The sequence below is a fragment of the Streptomyces sp. NPDC047022 genome (genome assembly GCF_040644155.1).
GTDB lineage: Bacteria > Actinomycetota > Actinomycetes > Streptomycetales > Streptomycetaceae > Streptomyces.
Window position 1 is genome coordinate 19,852 of the sequence record NZ_JBEYVV010000024.1, and the last position, 16,298, is coordinate 36,149.

17 protein-coding genes are annotated in these 16,298 nt (G+C 70.0%); 4 read left to right on the top strand and 13 right to left on the bottom strand.

The features are described 5' to 3' along the window. Positions 1-83: 83 nt before the first annotated feature. The gene (locus tag ABZ845_RS22690) at positions 84-2,132 is read right to left on the bottom strand and encodes an APC family permease (RefSeq protein ID WP_360982451.1); all 2,049 of its coding nucleotides are present in this window, start codon (positions 2,130-2,132) and stop codon (positions 84-86) included. Positions 2,133-2,420: 288 nt separating this feature from the next. Here ABZ845_RS22690 and ABZ845_RS22695 point away from each other — a divergent pair, with 288 nt between their 5' ends. Continuing rightward, entirely contained in the window at positions 2,421-3,092 is a 672-nt protein-coding gene (locus tag ABZ845_RS22695) for a TrkA family potassium uptake protein (protein ID WP_360982454.1), read from the top strand. Beyond that, positions 3,092-3,763, top strand: a complete 672-nt coding sequence (locus ABZ845_RS22700) for a TrkA family potassium uptake protein (protein ID WP_360982456.1) — start codon at positions 3,092-3,094, stop codon at positions 3,761-3,763. The genes ABZ845_RS22695 and ABZ845_RS22700 overlap by 1 nt, the downstream gene beginning before the upstream one ends. A 256-nt stretch (positions 3,764-4,019) precedes the next feature. Here ABZ845_RS22700 and ABZ845_RS22705 read toward each other — a convergent pair whose 3' ends face one another. The 7 genes from ABZ845_RS22705 to ABZ845_RS22735 form a co-directional block, all read right to left on the bottom strand. After that, entirely contained in the window at positions 4,020-4,766 is a 747-nt protein-coding gene (locus ABZ845_RS22705; protein ID WP_360982458.1) for a DUF3159 domain-containing protein, read from the bottom strand. 3 nt (positions 4,767-4,769) lie between these two features. Next, positions 4,770-5,168: an OB-fold nucleic acid binding domain-containing protein gene (locus ABZ845_RS22710; RefSeq protein ID WP_360982460.1), complete on the bottom strand. Its 399-nt coding sequence runs from the start codon at positions 5,166-5,168 to the stop codon at positions 4,770-4,772. A 51-nt stretch (positions 5,169-5,219) separates the two neighbouring features. Further along, a complete protein-coding gene (locus ABZ845_RS22715) occupies positions 5,220-5,903 on the bottom strand; it encodes a response regulator (RefSeq protein WP_360982462.1) in 684 nt (227 codons plus the stop codon). After that, on the bottom strand, positions 5,900-8,446 hold the full coding sequence (locus tag ABZ845_RS22720) for a sensor histidine kinase KdpD (protein WP_360982464.1): 2,547 nt from the start codon (positions 8,444-8,446) through the stop codon (positions 5,900-5,902). Before ABZ845_RS22720 ends, ABZ845_RS22715 begins: the two co-directional genes overlap by 4 nt. A 332-nt stretch (positions 8,447-8,778) precedes the next feature. Next, the gene (locus ABZ845_RS22725) at positions 8,779-9,543 is read right to left on the bottom strand and encodes a DUF3710 domain-containing protein (RefSeq protein WP_360982466.1); all 765 of its coding nucleotides are present in this window, start codon (positions 9,541-9,543) and stop codon (positions 8,779-8,781) included. A gap of 1 nt (position 9,544) precedes the next feature. Then, positions 9,545-10,060 carry a dUTP diphosphatase gene (gene dut, locus ABZ845_RS22730; RefSeq protein ID WP_360982468.1) on the bottom strand — a complete coding sequence of 172 codons (516 nt, stop codon included), beginning with the start codon at positions 10,058-10,060 and terminating at the stop codon, positions 9,545-9,547. Next, positions 10,057-10,641: a PaaI family thioesterase gene (locus ABZ845_RS22735; protein WP_360982470.1), complete on the bottom strand. Its 585-nt coding sequence runs from the start codon at positions 10,639-10,641 to the stop codon at positions 10,057-10,059. The genes dut and ABZ845_RS22735 overlap by 4 nt, the downstream gene beginning before the upstream one ends. Before the next feature lie 58 nt (positions 10,642-10,699). Between ABZ845_RS22735 and ABZ845_RS22740 the strand changes: the two genes are divergently transcribed. Then, positions 10,700-11,176, top strand: a complete 477-nt coding sequence (locus ABZ845_RS22740) for a DUF3093 domain-containing protein (RefSeq protein WP_360982472.1) — start codon at positions 10,700-10,702, stop codon at positions 11,174-11,176. Between the two features lie 78 nt (positions 11,177-11,254). On the opposite strand, the gene ABZ845_RS22745 is transcribed toward ABZ845_RS22740, so the two are convergent. The 4 genes from ABZ845_RS22745 to ABZ845_RS22760 form a co-directional block, all read right to left on the bottom strand. Next, positions 11,255-12,154 (bottom strand): hypothetical protein, encoded by a 900-nt coding sequence (locus ABZ845_RS22745; RefSeq protein ID WP_360982474.1) that lies wholly within the window; start codon positions 12,152-12,154, stop codon positions 11,255-11,257. 13 nt (positions 12,155-12,167) lie between these two features. Further along, a complete protein-coding gene (locus ABZ845_RS22750; protein ID WP_003993510.1) occupies positions 12,168-12,464 on the bottom strand; it encodes a DUF4193 domain-containing protein in 297 nt (98 codons plus the stop codon). Between the two features lie 394 nt (positions 12,465-12,858). Next, entirely contained in the window at positions 12,859-14,091 is a 1,233-nt protein-coding gene (locus ABZ845_RS22755) for a HAMP domain-containing sensor histidine kinase (protein ID WP_360982476.1), read from the bottom strand. Between the two features lie 5 nt (positions 14,092-14,096). Further along, positions 14,097-14,750, bottom strand: a complete 654-nt coding sequence (locus ABZ845_RS22760; RefSeq protein WP_234513723.1) for a response regulator transcription factor — start codon at positions 14,748-14,750, stop codon at positions 14,097-14,099. A 436-nt stretch (positions 14,751-15,186) separates the two neighbouring features. On the opposite strand from ABZ845_RS22760, the gene ABZ845_RS22765 reads away from it, so the two are divergent. Further along, positions 15,187-15,360 (top strand): hypothetical protein, encoded by a 174-nt coding sequence (locus ABZ845_RS22765; protein ID WP_360982478.1) that lies wholly within the window; start codon positions 15,187-15,189, stop codon positions 15,358-15,360. A gap of 116 nt (positions 15,361-15,476) precedes the next feature. Here the strand turns inward: ABZ845_RS22765 and ABZ845_RS22770 are convergent, their stop codons facing one another. Beyond that, on the bottom strand, positions 15,477-16,295 hold the full coding sequence (locus ABZ845_RS22770; RefSeq protein WP_360982480.1) for an inositol monophosphatase family protein: 819 nt from the start codon (positions 16,293-16,295) through the stop codon (positions 15,477-15,479). Between the last annotated feature and the right edge of the window lie 3 nt (positions 16,296-16,298).

The following is a 16,298-nucleotide window of genomic DNA, read 5'->3' on the forward strand; positions in this document are numbered from 1 at the left end:
GGACGCGGCAAAGGCGCGGCCGGACAACAGCCCACCAGTCTACGTGGGTGTTGTCCGGCCGTTCACCACGAGCGAGGACGGCCTCAGCCCTGCGAGGCCGACGACTCCTTGGCCCGCTCCGCCGGGCCCCGTCGCACCGCGCCGGGCGCGCTCCAGTCCTGGCGCCTGCGGGCCCGCAGCTTCGCGGCCTCCGAGGACTCCAGCTGGTAGGGCACCGAGGTCACCATGACGCCCGGTGTGAACAGCAGCCGGCCCTTGAGCCGCAGCGCGCTCTGGTTGTGCAGCAGGTGCTCGTACCAGCGGCCCACCACGTACTCGGGGATGATCACGGAGACGGCGTCGCGCGGGGACTCCCGGCGCAGGCCCTTCACGTACTCGATCACCGGGCGGGTGATCTCGCGGTAGGGCGAGTCGAGGATCTTCAGCGGGACGTCGATGCCGCGCCGCTCCCACTCGTCCTTGAGCGCCTTGGTCTCCGCAGCGTCGACGTTGACGCTGAGGGCCTCGAGGGTGTCCGTGCGCAGCAGCTTGGCGTACGCGAGGGCGCGCAGGGTGGGTCGGTGGATCTTGGAGATGAGCACCACCGAGTGGACCCGGGAGGGGCGGGCGCTGTCGTCGCTCGGGCCCTCGGGAGCGGCGAGCTCCTCGGCCACGCCGTCGTAGTGCCGGCGGATCGCGGTCATCGTCGCGTAGAAGATGCACATGCCCAGCAGGGCGACCCAGGCGCCGTGCGTGAACTTGGTGACCAGGACGACGACCAGGACCAGGCCGGTGAAGAAGGCGCCGAACGCGTTGATGGCGCGGGAACGCACCATGTGGCGGCGCTTGGCCTGGTCCGTCTCGGTGGCCAGGTGCCGGTTCCAGTGCTTGACCATGCCGGTCTGGCTGAGCGTGAAGGACACGAACACGCCGACGATGTACAGCTGGATCAGGCGGGTCGAGTCGGCGCCGTAGATGAAGATCAGCAGGGTCGCCGTGCCCGCGAGCAGCACGATGCCGTTGGAGAAGGCGAGGCGGTCGCCGCGGGTGTGGAGCTGGCGCGGCAGATAGCGGTCCTGGGCCAGGATCGAGCCGAGCAGCGGGAAGCCGTTGTAGGCGGTGTTCGCGGCGAGGAACAGCACCAGCGCGGTGGCCGCCGCCAGCACGATGAACAGGAAGCTGCCCTTGCCGAAGACGGCCTCGGCGACCTGGGAGATCACCGGGTTCTGGACATAGCCGGAGCCCAGCCCGATGCCGTTGTGGAGGAGGTCCGTGGCCGGATTCTCGGCCATGCGGACCTTGGTCGTCATGGCCAGGGCGATGATGCCGCAGAACATGGTGACGGCGAGCAGGCCCATCATCGCGAGGGTGGTCGCCGCGTTCTTCGACTTGGGCTTGCGGAAGGCCGGGACGCCGTTGGAGATCGCCTCGACGCCGGTGAGCGCGGCACATCCGGAGGAGAAGGCGCGCAGCAGCAGGAACACCAGCGCGAAGCCCGCCAGTCCCTGGTGCTCCGCCTTGATCGTGTACGCGGCCGTGGGCGCGCGCATGGTGTCACCGAGGACAAGCCCCCGGAACGCACCCCACGCGATCATGATGAAGACGCCGGCCACGAAGACATACGTCGGAATGGCGAACAGCGTGCCCGACTCCTTGACGCCACGCAGGTTCATCAGCGTGAGGAGCACGACCACGGCGACGGCGCACAGCACCTTGTGCTGGACGACGAAGGGAACCGCGGAGCCGAGGTTCTCGATGCCGGAGGAGATGGACACGGCGACCGTGAGGACATAGTCCACGAGAAGGGCGCTGGCGACGGTGAGGCCGGCCTTGGGGCCGAGGTTGGTGGTGGCCACCTCGTAGTCGCCGCCGCCGCTCGGGTAGGCATGGACGTTCTGCCGGTAGGAGGCGACCACCGTGAACATCAGCACGACGACCGCGACCGCGATCCAAGGGCTGAAGTGGTAGGCCGACACGCCTGCGATGGACAGGACCAGCAGCACCTCGCCGGGCGCGTAGGCCACGGAGGAGAGCGGGTCGGAGGCGAAGACGGGGAGTGCGATGCGCTTCGGCAGGAGCGTTTCCCCGAGCCGATCACTGCGCAAGGCGCGCCCGATGAGGATCCGTTTGGGCACGTCGGTCAGTTTGGACACAAGAGAGGATCGTAAGGGTTCGAACTGGGGGTCGCCCACCCACCGATGGAGATCTGCCTCACGAGTGAAACCTGGGAGTTACATAACGGGGTGAAATGCGGGACGACACAGCGGAGGCGGTGGGGGCTATGTCAGCTGGTGCTGACCTCACAACACGGTCCGGCGCGCGTGCACAAGGGTGCACGACTCGGACCGTGCCTGTGTAGCTTGGGCGGCGGTCTGAGACCCTGTTCCCGGCACTTCAACTGAGCCGCAACATTGACATCGGATGACATCGGAAGGACGGTCGTGCACATCGTCATCATGGGCTGCGGAAGAGTGGGCTCCGCTCTTGCCCAGACCCTGGAGCAACAGGGGCACACGGTCGCCGTGATCGACCAGGACCCCACCGCCTTCCGACGACTGGGCTCGGGTTTCGGCGGCCGTCGTGTCACCGGGGTCGGCTTCGACCAGGACACCCTGCGCGAGGCGGGCATCGAGGAGGCCGGCGCCTTCGCCGCCGTCTCCAGCGGCGACAACTCGAACATCATCGCCGCCCGCGTGGCGCGTGAGATGTTCGGCATCGAGAACGTCGCGGCCCGTATCTACGACCCCCGTCGCGCCGAGGTCTACCAGCGGCTCGGGATCCCGACCGTCGCCACGGTCCGCTGGACGGCGGACCAGATGCTGCGCCGGCTGCTGCCGTCGGGCGCCGAGCCGCTGTGGCGCGACCCCACCGGAGGCGTTCAGCTCGCCGAGGTGCACGCCTCGCCGAAGTGGGTCGGGCACAAGATCAGCAAGATGCAGGAGGAGACGGGCGTCAGGGTCGCGTTCCTCACCAGGCTGGGAGAGGCGATCCTGCCCACCTCGCAGACGGTGCTGCAGGAGGGCGACCTCGTGCACGTGATGATGCGCTCGGACGACGTCGACAAGGTCGAGGCGTCGTTCGCCGAAGGACCTGAAGAGGAGGGCGGTCACTGATGAGGGTCGCCATTGCCGGTGCCGGCGCGGTGGGCCGCTCGATCGCGGGCGAGCTCCTGGAGAACGGGCACGAGGTCCTGCTGATCGACAAGGCGCCGACCGCGATCTCGGTCGAGCGCGTCCCCCAGGCGGAGTGGCTGCTCGCCGACGCCTGCGAGATCACATCCCTGGACGAGGCGGCGCTGCAGCGCTGCAACGTGGTGATCGCCGCGACGGGCGACGACAAGGTCAACCTGGTCGTATCCCTGCTCGCCAAGACGGAGTACGGCGTTCCGCGCGTTGTCGCGCGCGTCAACAACCCGAAGAACGAGTGGCTGTTCAACGAGGCCTGGGGCGTGGACGTGGCCGTCTCCACCCCGCGCCTGATGTCGGCGCTCGTCGAGGAGGCCGTCAGCGTCGGAGACCTGGTCCGGCTGCTCCGCTTCAGCCACGGCGACGCGAACCTGGTGGAACTGACGCTGCCCCCGGAGTCGGCCCTGGCCGGTACGCAGGTCGGCGATGTGCAGTGGCCGCAGGACACGTCCCTGGTGACGATCATCCGCGGTACGCGGGTGCTCACGCCGTCCCTGGAGGACTCGCTGGAGGCGGGGGACGAGCTGCTGTTCGTGGCCGCGCAGGCGCGGGAGGAGCAGTTGGAGGAGCTGCTTTCGGTGCGGCGCGAGCAGGGCTGAGCGGGTGCGCTGCGCGGGCGGGGCGGTGTGGCCTGCGGGTGCGTCGTGGGGTTTGCGCAGTTCCCCGCGCCCCTGAACGGGGGCCTCCCGTACGCCGTCGGCTGCGGGTGCGTCGTGGGGATTGCGCAGTTCCCCGCGCCCCTGAACGGGGGCCTCCCGTACGCCGTCGGCTGCGGGACCGTGTGGGGATCGCGCAGTTCCCCGCGCCCCTGAACGGTGTGGTCCCGCGTTCCTGGAGGGGCGCGGGACCAGTTGGCTAGGACTCCCGGCGGTGTCGGCCCGCCGTCTCGGGTTTCTCGTCGGCCGCCTTGCGTTCCTTCTCGGCCTGCTCCTCCGCCTCCATCTCGGCGAAGACATCGATCGGGGCGGGGGCCTTCGCCAGGAACACCCAGGTCAGCCATACGGCCAGCAGGAACGGCGGGATCTTCAGCGCGATCAGGATCCAGCCGAGCTGGGAGGTGTTGGCCCACCAGTACAGCGGGAACAGGATCGCGCACTTGGCCAGCAGGATCAGGCCCCAGGCCCAACTCGCCTTCGAGTACGCCTTCTTGCGGCCCGGGTTGCGGGTGCGCCAGGAGAGGTTCTCCTTGAAGACCGGGCCGAGCATCAGCCCGATCAGCGGGACTCCGGCGAGCGTGGTGATGATGTACGCCAAGGCCAGGCCCAGCGTGTAGAGCATGCCCGGCAGATAGAAGTCCTTCGCGTTGCCGGTCATCATCGCGAAGACCACGCCGAACGCCACACCGAACACACCGCTGAAGGCGTGCTTGACGGTGTCCCTCATCACGAGGCGCACCACGACCAGCAGCAGGGACACCACGAGCGCGGCGATCGCCGACCAGTGCAGGTTCTTGTTGATCGTGAAGATGGTGACGAAGAACAGGCCCGGCACCACGGTCTCGACCATGCCGCGGACCCCGCCGAACGCCTCGAAGAGCGCGGCCTCGGTCACCGCCCGTGAATCGTGCTGGGCGTCTTCGGTCGGCTTCTCGAGTGACGTCACCGGCTACTCCCGTCCGAGTGGTCTGAGGTCGTACTTCGGGTTGAACAGGACTCTGCGGCCCCGGCTCATCGAGATCCGGCCCGAAGCGATCAGCTTGCGTCCCGGCTCTATTCCGACGATGGAGCGCCTGCCGAGCCACACCACGTCCAGGGCCGCCGTACCGTCGAACAGCTCGGCCTCCAGCGCGGGGACACCGGCCCGCGGACGCAGCGTGACCGTGCGCAAGGTACCAGTAACCGTGACGATCTGCCGGTCGTGGCAGTCGCCGATGCGCGTACAGCCCGTTTCCTCGGCGTCCTCCCGCAGCTCCTCGGACTCCAGGTCCTCCTGCGACGAGGAGAGCCGGTCGAGCATGCGGCGGAGGCGGCCGACCGGCTTTTCGGAACGAGGGACAGCGCTCATACCGAAAGCGTACCGGGGTGCGCCAACACCCCGTACCCGCGGCACCGCGGCTCACTTCTCGAAGCGGTACCCCATCCCCGGCTCGGTGATGAAGTGCTTGGGGTGCGCCGGATCCGCCTCCAGCTTCCGCCGCAGCTGGGCCATGTACACCCGCAGGTAGTTCGACTCCGTCCCGTACGACGGCCCCCACACCTCCTGCAGCAGCTGCTTCTGGCTGACGAGGCGGCCTGTGTTGCGGACGAGCACCTCCAGCAGATGCCATTCGGTGGGCGTGAGGCGTACGTCCCTGCCGGCCCGGTTGACCTTCTTGGCGGCGAGGTCGACGGTGAAGCCCTCGGTCTCCACGATCACGTCGTCCTCGTCGGCCCCGTTCGGCTCGGCCCGCCGGACGGCGGCGCGCAGGCGGGCGAGCAGCTCATCCATGCCGAACGGCTTGGTGACGTAGTCGTCGGCGCCCGCGTCCAGGGCCTCGACCTTCTCGTCGGAGGTGTGGCGGGCGGACAGCACGAGGATGGGCACCCGTGTCCAGCCGCGCAGGCCCCTGATCACCTCGACGCCGTCCATGTCGGGCAGCCCGAGGTCGAGCACCACGACGTCGGGGTGGCGGGCGGCGGCGAGCTGGAGAGCGGTGGCGCCGTCGGGGGCCGCGTCGACCTCGTACTTGCGCGCCTTCAGGTTGATCACGAGGGCGCGCACGATCTGCGGCTCGTCGTCGACCACGAGCACCCGGGTCATGTGGTTTGCCTTTCTGGTTCGGCGAGTCGGACGTCGGGTCCGGGGAATCGCTCCACGGCCCGGAGAGTGAGGACCATCGTGAGCCCGCCGCCGGGGGTGTCCTCGGCGTTGAGGGTGCCGCCCATGGCTTCCGCGAAGCCTCGCGCGACCGCGAGGCCGAGGCCCACGCCCGCGCCGCGCGGGGCGTCGCCGTAGCGCTGGAAGGGCTCGAAGATCCGTTCCTTGGCTTCGTCGGGCACTCCCGGGCCCCGGTCGACGATGCGGACCTCCACGCGGTCGGCGAGGGCGCTCGCGGAGACGAGTACGGATGCTCCCCGGGGGCTGTACTTGACGGCGTTCTCGACGAGATTGGCGACCGTACGCTCCAGGAGTCCCGCGTCCACGTCGACCATCGGCAGGGTCTCGGGGATGTCCAGCTCCACGCCGTCCTCGGGCACGCCCCCGAGGGCCATCGGCACCACCTCGTCCAGGTCGATCTCCCGGATGATCGGGGTGACGGTGCCGGTCTGCAGGCGCGACATGTCGAGCAGATTGCCCACCAGGTGGTCCAGGCGGTCTGCGCCGTCCTCGATGGCCGCCAGCAGCTCCGCGGTGTCCTCTTCGGACCACTCGACGTCGTCGGAGCGCAGGGAGGTCACCGATGCCTTGATCCCGGCCAGCGGGGTGCGCAGGTCGTGGCTGACGGCGGCGAGCAGCGCGGTGCGGATGCGGTTGCCCTCGGCCAGCGCGCGGGCCTGCTCGGCCTCCTGCTGCAGACGCTGGCGGTCCAGGGCCACCGCGGCCTGGGCGGCGAAGGCGGCCAGGACCCGGCGGTCGGCGGCGGGCAGCACGCGCCCGGACAGCGCCAGCGCCATGTGGTCTCCGACCGGTACGTCCACGTCGGCGTCCTCGGGCCGCTCGACCGGGGCGCCGGGGCCCACGCTGCCCGCGCAGGTCCACGGGTCCACGTCGCTCGCCCGCTCCAGCATCGCCGCCGTGTCCATGGCGAACGTCTCGCGTACGCGTTCGAGCAGTGCCTCCAGGCTTGTCTCGCCGCGCAGCACGCTGCCCGCGAGGAAGGACAGGATCTCCGACTCGGCGCGCAGCCGCGCCGCCTGATGGGTGCGCCGGGCCGCGAGGTCCACCACCGACGCCACGGACACCGCCACCGCGACGAAGATCACGATGGCGACGATGTTCCTGGGGTCGGCGATCGTCAGCCGGTGCAGGGGCGGTGTGTAGTAGTAGTTCAGCAGCAGCGAGCCGAAGGCAGCGGAGGCGAGTGCCGGGAAGAGCCCGCCGAGCAGGGCCGCCGCGACGGTCAGCGCCAGGAACAGCAGCATGTCGTTGGCGAGGCCGAGGTGGACGGAGTTCAGCACCAGCGCGAGCACGACGGGGCCGACGATGCCGACCAGCCAGCCCGCCACGATCCTGGTACGGCCGAGTCGCGCGCCGCGGGCGACCGGGAGGCCGCGCCCCTTGGCGACCTCCTCGTGGGTGACGATGTGCACGTCGATGTCGGGGCCGGACTCACGGGCCACCGTGGCGCCCACGCCAGGGCCGAAGACGTACTGCCAGGTCTTGCGGCGGGAGGAGCCGAGGACGATCTGGGTGGCGTTGGCGCCTCGTGCGAAGTCGAGCAGCGCGGCGGGGATGTCCTCGCCCACGACGTGGTGGAAGGTGCCGCCCAGGTCCTCGACGAGGGTCCGCTGGAGGGCCAGCTCCTTCGGCGAGGCGGAGGTCAGCCCGTCGCTGCGGGAGATGTACACGGCGAGCACTTCGCCGCCCGCGCCCTTCTCCGCCAGCCGCGCGGCCCGCCGGATCAGGGTGCGGCCCTCGGGACCGCCGGTGAGTCCCACCACGATCCGCTCGCGCGAACCCCAGATCTTCGACACCTGGTGCTCACTGCGGTACGCGTTCAGGTACTCGTCCACCCGGTCCGCCACCCACAGCAGGGCCAGCTCCCGCAGCGCGGTCAGGTTTCCGGGCCGGAAGTAGTTGGACAAGGCCGCGTCGACCTTGTCCGGCTTGTAGATGTTGCCGTGCGCCATCCGCCGGCGCAGCGCCTGCGGCGACATGTCGACCAGCTCGATCTGGTCCGCCCGCCGCACCACCTCGTCGGGCACGGTCTCGCGCTGCCGGATACCCGTTATGGACTCGACGACGTCACCCAGGGACTCCAGATGCTGGATATTGACGGTCGAGACGACATCGATCCCCGCCGCCAGCAGCTCCTCCACGTCCTGCCAGCGCTTGGAGTTGCGCGAGCCGGGGACATTGGTGTGCGCGAGTTCGTCCACCAGGGCGACGGCGGGGGCGCGACGCAGGACCGCGTCCACGTCCATCTCGGTGAACACCGAGCCACGGTGCGTGAGCTCCTTGCGGGGGATGTGCTCCAGACCGTGCAGCATCACCTCGGTGCGCGGGCGGTCGTGATGCTCCACGAAGGCCACCACGCAGTCCGTGCCCCGCTCGGTACGGCGGTGCGCCTCGGACAGCATGGCGTAGGTCTTGCCCACTCCCGGTGCGGCACCGAGGTAGATCCGAAGCTTCCCGCGTCCCATGGTCCTATTGTCTTCCCGTCACCGCCGCGTACGCCGCGCACGCTGCGTCGACCTTACGGCCAATAATTACGACAAATAGGACACGTAGCGGCGGTCAGAGCGTCTTTGACGCAACCCTGATACCCGGTTCCCGGTCTGTGCGCACGGTCGCCCGGGCGACCCCGCCCGAGCCCCACGTACGACAAAACCGCACCCCACGGCGGGGTGCGGTCTGTTGCCGATTGCGCTCTGTCCGCCGTTCGGTCACGGCCGGTCGCCTGCCCTGGCCGTCTTCCAGCGACCCGTGGCGCTTCCCGGCCGCACCGGCAAACCCCACGGCATCGGCGAAGCCGTCAGCGGACCTCGGTGATCTCGGGGCCGCGCTGGAGCTGACCCATGCCTCCGGAGAAGCGGGAGCCGCCTTCCTCCTGCGGCATGCCCTCGGCCACCATCTGCGCGTCGTTGGGCAGCCTCAGGACGATCGGATCGCGCGGCGCCATCGGGCCTTCGCCACGGACCACGACGGTGTCCCGGAAGATCTGCTCGAGCAGGCCCGCCGCCTGCGGCTGCACGGCACCCTGGCCGGAGATCACACCCCGCAGGAACCAGCGGGGACCGTCCACGCCGATGAACCGCACGACCTGGAAACCACTCGTGCCGTCCGGCAGCTGCACCGGAACCTGCGCGCGCAGCTCCCAGCCCAGGGGCCCCTCGACCTCGTCGACGATGCCGCCCTGCTGGGTGATACCGCTGGCGATCTCCTCACGGACCTCGCCCCAGATGCCCTCGCGCTTGGGAGCGGCGAAGGCCTGCAGCTGGACGGCGCTGTCCCGCAGTACGACGGTCGCTGCCACGATCGCGTCGCCCGCGACCTCGACCCGCAGCTCCATGCCCTCGACCGCGGGCACGAACAGACCGCCCAGGTCCACCCGGCCCTCGGCGGGCTCACGGACCTCGGAACCGTCCCAGGGGCCCTCGGGCCGCGGTTCCGGTTCCAGCCTCACGCGCTCGCGCTCGGCCTCTTCCACGTCCGTCTCGGTGTCGACACCGTCGACGACCTGCTCGGCCTCGCCGGCCGCGTCCTCGGCGGCATCCCTCTTGTTGCGACGTCCGAACACGTCACTGTCCTTCCCGGTCGGATACGACCGAAGCGTATCGATTCCCACCCGTTGTGCCGCCCACGGCGGCATGACCGCCGGTGGACCCGAAGCCCCCCGCGGCCCGCGCCGAGCCGGGAAGTTCCGCGACCTCCTGGAAGCGGACCCTCTCGACCTGCTGGACGACCAGTTGGGCAATCCGGTCGAAGCGCTCGAACCGCACGCTGTCGCGCGGGTCGAGATTCACCACGATCACCTTGATCTCTCCACGGTACCCGGCATCAACCGTCCCCGGGGCATTCACAAGGGCGACACCGCAGCGGGCGGCGAGACCGGAACGCGGATGTACGAAGGCCGCGTACCCCTCAGGCAGCGCGACAGACACTCCCGTGGGCAGCACGGCCCGCTCACCGGGCTTCAGCTCGCAGCTCTCGGTGGTACGCAGATCGGCTCCCGCGTCGCCCGGGTGCGCATACTCCGGAAGCGGTACATCGGGGTCGACGCGGCGGATGAGTACGTTCACGGGCGTACTGCTCACGGATTCACCTCGAAGGCGCGGGCGCGCCGGCGCTGGTCCGGATCCTTCATGGCGGCCTGGATCTCCTGCGGCCGGCCGTTGTCTATGAAGTGGTCCACCTTCACCTCGATGAAGAGTGCGTCGGCACGCACCGCGACGGGCCCGTCGGGGCCGCCGATCCGCCCGGTCGCCCGCGAGTAGATCTTGCGTCCGGCCACGGCCGTCACCTCGGCCTCCAGGAACAGCACGGTGCCCACGGGCACCGGCCGCACGAAGTCCGTCTCCAGCCGTCCCGTGACCGCGATGGTGCGCAGCAGCCAGTTCAGCGAGCCCAGGGTCTCGTCGAGGGCGGTCGCGAGAACCCCGCCGTGGGCGAGCCCGGGGGCACCCTGGTGGGCGGGCTGGACGGTGAACTCGGCGGTGATGGAGACGCCCTCACCGGCCCGCGCCTGCAGGTGCAGTCCGTGGGGCTGCGCTCCCCCGCAGCCGAAACACTGCGCGTAGTGCTCGCCGAGCAACTCACCGGGTGCGGGGGCGTCGGGATGCCGTACGGGCGCCAGCGCGTCGGCGGGGGGCGTCAAAGCCGCGGAAGAACCACTCACAGGCGCAGACCTTACCCGCGCGTGAACGCGTCGCGGACACCGTGCCAAGCTGGACTCCATGCAGCTGACCGCGTCGCCGTACGAAGAACGTCTCACCGCGCCCCGCTCCTGGTGGCTGATGTGCCTCCTGGTGGGCATCGCCATGGCTCTGGTGCTGCTCCCCTTCGGCACGCTGCCGCTGCTCGGAGGGCTGGTCGGCGGCACCGCGGCCTCTGCGGTCGTGGTGAGCTCCTACGGTTCCCCGCGCATCCGCGTGGTGGGGGACTCGCTGATCGCGGGCGAGGCGAAGATCCCCGTGGCCGCGCTCGGCGACACAGAGGTCCTGGACGCCGAGCAGGCGCGCGCCTGGCGCACCTACAAGGCGGACGTGCGGTCGTTCATGCTGCTGCGCGCGTACATCCCGGGGGCGCTGAAGGTCCAGGTCACGGACCCCGAGGACCCCACGCCGTACCTGTACTTGTCGACCAGGGAGCCGGAGAGGCTGGCGGCGGCGATCAAGGCCGCCCGGACGCAGGGGTCCCGGGCGCAGGGGTAGCGGGGGGGCGGTTCCCGTCGGCTTCGGCCGCTCGGGGACGGCGGCTGAGCCCGGCGCGACCAGTGGGCGCTGGACCGCTCAGTCCTCGATCTCCAGGGGGTGCTCGGGCCGTTCCAGCCGCGGCAGTTCGGGCAGCGCCTCCCACGGCACCTGGGCCTTGCGCAGGTCCTCCCGGACCCGGTCCGCGAGGTGTCTGGTGTCGCGCCGGTTCAAGACCGCGCCCACCGCGGCACCAACCAGGAAGGGCATCAGGTTCGGCAGGTTGCGCACCATGCGCTTCATGACCTGCTGCCGCAGTTCGCGCTTCATCCGCCCACCGAGGGCCGCGTCGACGCTCGACGGCTTGGTCACCTCGATGCCGCGCTCTCCGGACCAGGACTTCAGGTAGACGGTGGTGCGCTGGGTGAGCGTTCCGGGCGGGCGCAGCCCGTAGACCTCGTGCAGCTCGGCGATCAGCTTCAGTTCGATCGCGGCGATCCCGGTGATCTCCGTGGCCAGCTCGGTGGGCATGGCCGGGGGAACCGGCAGCATCGCCGCGGCCCCGACTCCGGCCCCGACCGTGGCCGTCGCCCGTGCCGCGCCCGCGACGAGCTTGTCCGCGAGTTCCTCAGGGCCGAGGTCCGGGAACTGTCCGCGCAGGGTCGCGAGGTCCCGTACGGGGATCCGCGGGGCCATGTCGATGATCCGGTCGGCGACGTAGGCCACGCCCGCCCTCGCCCGGCTGCCGCCCTTGCGGACGCCTTCCCGGATCCCGTCCCGGACTGCGGCCGCACGGCGTCGTGCGAGGGGCGCCGGGCAACCGACCGGCGCCTCGGGCCCCATCGGGGCCCCCGGCGCGGGAGCCGGTTCGAGCGAGGCTGCTCCCTCCTCGGAAGAGCCTCGCTCGTCGTCACGCACGCCTGAGGAGCCTTCCTGAGGCTCCGGGTCCGCCCCCTCGTGCGGGAAGCGGCGCTTCCGGGGAGGGGTCGAGCCAGTCACGGCCGACCCCGCCTCAGTCGCAGTCGCGGCAGATCGGCTGACCGTTCTTCTCGCGGGCCAGCTGGCTGCGGTGGTGCACCAGGAAACAGCTCATGCACGTGAACTCGTCCTGCTGCTTCGGCAGCACTCGGACGGCCAACTCCTCGTTCGAGAGGTCGGCGCCCGGCAGTTCCAGGCCCTCTGCGGCCTCGAACTCATCTACGTCGACCGCTGACGCGGACTTGTCGTTCCTCCGGGCCTTCAGCTCTTCAAGGCTGTCGGAGTCGACGTCGTCGTCGGTCTTGCGTGGGGTGTCGTAATCCGTTGCCATTTCGCTCTCCCCCTCTGGGTGTCTGCGGGTGTCTCCAGCGCACGTAACGCGTGAGAGGCCGGACTTGTGCCCGCCTCGAGGCGGAGATTTTGCCTCACATCAAGGTCTGTTACTCAATCGACACCCAACCGGACTCCTCAAGAGTGATCGGGTTGGATGGCGAACGGGACCGTACACGGTCGGCATGCCGCACTTCAAAGCCATCTCCACGTGTACTTCCCGTGAACGGGGTCCGGGAAAACCCGGATTTTCCGGCATGTTGGGCGGTCATGGGGTCACCGAGAGTAGACGGCCGGAAAGGCCCCCCTGTGATCGATCACACACGGCCCGACCTTGGCCCGAGTCCGAAAATTCCGCGCAAAGCGAACAACGGGCCGGGACAGGCTGCATGATCTCAGATCGGCAGGCTCACACGCATCACGAGCCCACCCCCCTCGCGGGGCTGCGCGCCGATGTGACCGCCGTGGGCGCGCGCCACGGACCGCACGATGGACAGTCCGAGACCCACCCCCTTGTCGCTGCCCGTGCGCTCCGTACGAAGCCGGGTGAAGGGCTCGAAGAGGTTGTCCACCTCGTAGGCGGGTACCACCGGGCCGGTGTTGGTGACCACCAGGACCGCCTGTCCGTGCTGTACCTGGGTGGTGACCTCCACCCAGCCGCCCTTCGGGACGTTGTAGCGCACCGCGTTCTGGACGAGGTTCAGAGCGATCCGCTCCAGCAGGACCCCATTGCCCTGCACCACCGCGGGCGCGCGCTCACCGCGGATCTCGACGCCCTTGCTCTCCGCCTCGGCGTAAACCTGGTCGACGGCCTGCGAGGCCACCTCGGCCAGGTCGACGGGCTTGCGCTCCACGATCTGGTTGTCGCTGCGGGCGAGGAGCAGCAGCCCCTCCACGAGCTGCTCACTGCGCTCATTGGTGGCCAGGAGGGTCTTGCCCAGTTGCTGGAGCTCCACGGGAGCCCCGGGGTCGGACAGGTGCACCTCCAGAAGGGTGCGGTTGATCGCCAGCGGAGTGCGCAGCTCGTGCGAGGCGTTGCCGACGAAGCGCTGCTGGGCCGTGAAGGCCCGCTCCAGCCGCTCCAGCATGTCGTCGAAGGTGTCGGCCAGTTCCTTCAGCTCGTCGTCCGGGCCGTCCAGCTCGATACGGCGGGACAGGTCCGAGCCCGCCACCGCGCGTGCCGTGCGGGTGATCCTGCCGAGCGGCGACAGAACACGGCCGGCCATCGCGTATCCGAAGGCGAAGGCGATCACCGCGAGGCCGAGCAGGGCCAGCAGGGAACGGCTGAGCAGGCTGTCCAGGGCGTGCTGGCGCTGCTCGTTGACGCACGAGTTCATGGCGTCGTTGAGCTCGTTCACCGTCTGGAGGTTCGAAAAATCGCAGGTCTTGCTGCTGACCGTGCCACCGAGGATCTTGAACGGCAGCTGACTGCCCACATTGAGGGCCTGCGCCGCGAACAGATAGATGATCGACAGCAGCAGGATGCCTGCGATCAGGAACATGCCGCCGTACAGCAGGGTGAGCCTTATGCGGATGGTCGGGCGCAGCCAGGGGAACGGGGGCTCCTGTTTGCGGGGCTCCCAGGTGGGCTTGGGCGGTGCGGCGGGCGGCGCGGGTGTCGTGGCCACAGGTATCAGATCCGGTATCCGGAGCCGGGCACGGTGACGATCACCGGCGGCTCACCGAGCTTGCGGCGCAGCGTCATGACGGTCACGCGTACGACATTGGTGAAGGGATCGGTGTTCTCGTCCCATGCCTTCTCCAGGAGCTGCTCGGCCGAGACGACGGCACCCTCGCTGCGCATGAGCACCTCGAGAACGGCGAACTCCTTGGGAGCGAGCTGCACCTCCCTGCCCTCGCGGAAGACCTCACGGCGGTTGGGGTCGAGCTTGATCCCGGCGCGCTCCAGAACGGGCGGCAGCGGCACGCTGGTGCGCCGCCCGAGGGCACGCACGCGTGCGATCAGCTCGCTGAACGCGAACGGCTTGGGGAGGTAGTCGTCGGCCCCGATCTCCAGGCCCTCCACCCGGTCGCTGACGTCGCCCGACGCGGTGAGCATCAGCACGCGGGTGGGCATGCCGAGCTCCACCAGCTTGCGGCAGACGTCGTCCCCGTGCACGAGGGGGAGGTCACGGTCCAGGACGACCACGTCGTAGTCGTTGACGCCGATGCGCTCCAGGGCTGCCGCGCCGTCGTACACGACGTCGACGGCCATGGCCTCCCGGCGCAGTCCGGTGGCCACCGCATCGGCGAGCAGCTGCTCGTCCTCGACGACGAGTACGCGCACGTCGCTGTCCTTCCTGTGTCCACCCGGGCAGCCCAACTTCGGGCAGCCGACGGGCAGGTCTGTCATGGGTGGACTCCATCCTGCCCTTTTCGGCCGTAAACCGGCTGTAAGGCGGGTGGGCACATGCCGGAGGACGGGGGCGCGCGCGGCGGGAAGGCGGGGCGGGGAGTCCGGGAATGCGGAATTTTCTTCCGCGGTTGAGGTTTCCGAAGAGGAGAGCGGGGGGAGGACGGCTTTACACCCCGCGATCACGCTCTGCATGTGACACACCACCGTGTGGTCGGTTGCTCACCGCTTCCGCAGAGCGGGCGTGGGTGTCCGGCACCGTCGCCGCCCAGCCAGGGCAGCGCTGGGCACCCAGTGAAGGCGTGATCGCCCCTTCCCAAGGGCACACCCCCGTGCCATCGACCCACGACCCAGGACGAGGGGGCGCAGCATGGACGCATTCACCGCAGGACTTCTGCAGCGCATACGGGCAGCCGAGTCCGACCTGACGCGGGCCCGTGAGACCGGCGACGACTTCCTCGCGGAAGTCGAGCAGTCGGAGCTCGACGACCTGCACCGCCTTGCCGCCGAGCATGGTGTGGAAGTCGGCGCGATGCGCGTCTGATCAACTCGCACGAGGCGGGCCCCGGCAGATCCAGACCGGGGCCCGCTTCGTATGTCCTGTGACGTCCAGGGGCCTGGTGAGCGGCCCCGCGACGGAGCGTCGCGAGGGGGGCGCGGTCAGTCGTGCCAGGCGCCCAGTTCGTTCAGCCTGGCCTGGAGCCGCTCGAAGAGGCCCGGCGGGGCCGCGACCGTCAGGGCCGGGGAGAGCGGCTCTCCCGGGCGGCCACCGGTCACCGCGCCCGCCTCGCGGGCGATCAGGTCCCCTGCCGCGTAGTCCCAGGGGTTCAGGCCCCGCTCGTAGTAGGCGTCCAGGCGGCCGGCCGCCACATCGCACAGGTCGATCGCGGCGGATCCGCCCCGGCGGATGTCCCGCACCTCGGGGATCAGCCGGCGGACCACCTCGGCCTGCTGGACCTTGCGCTCGGCGAGATAGCCGAAGCCGGTGCCCACCAGGGCCAGCCCGAGCTTCGCCGCGGGCCGTACCCGGGTGGGGCGGTCGCCGATGAACGCGCCCTCCCCCAGGACGGCCCGGAAGGTCTCGCCGCGCATGGGGACATGGACCACCCCGACGAGCGTCTCCCCGTTCACTCGGGCCGCGATGGAGATCGCCCAGCTGGGGAGGCCGTACAGATAGTTCACGGTGCCGTCGATCGGGTCGATCACCCATTCGACGCCGCTGGTGCCCTCGACGCTGGCGCCTTCCTCTCCGAGCAGGCCGTCCTCCGGCCGGCGGTCGGAGAGCAGGCCGGTGATCAGCTTCTCGGCGGCGATGTCCATCTCGGTGACGACGTCGATGGCACTGGTCTTGGTGGCGGCGACCCCGAGGTCGTCGGGGCGTCCGTCGCGCAGGAAGTCGCCCGCGAGGGTGGCGGCCTCCAGCGCGAGGTCCAGGAGTTCCTGCTTCAGCCGGCCCGAGGGCTCGTCCTGCTCGGTCACGGT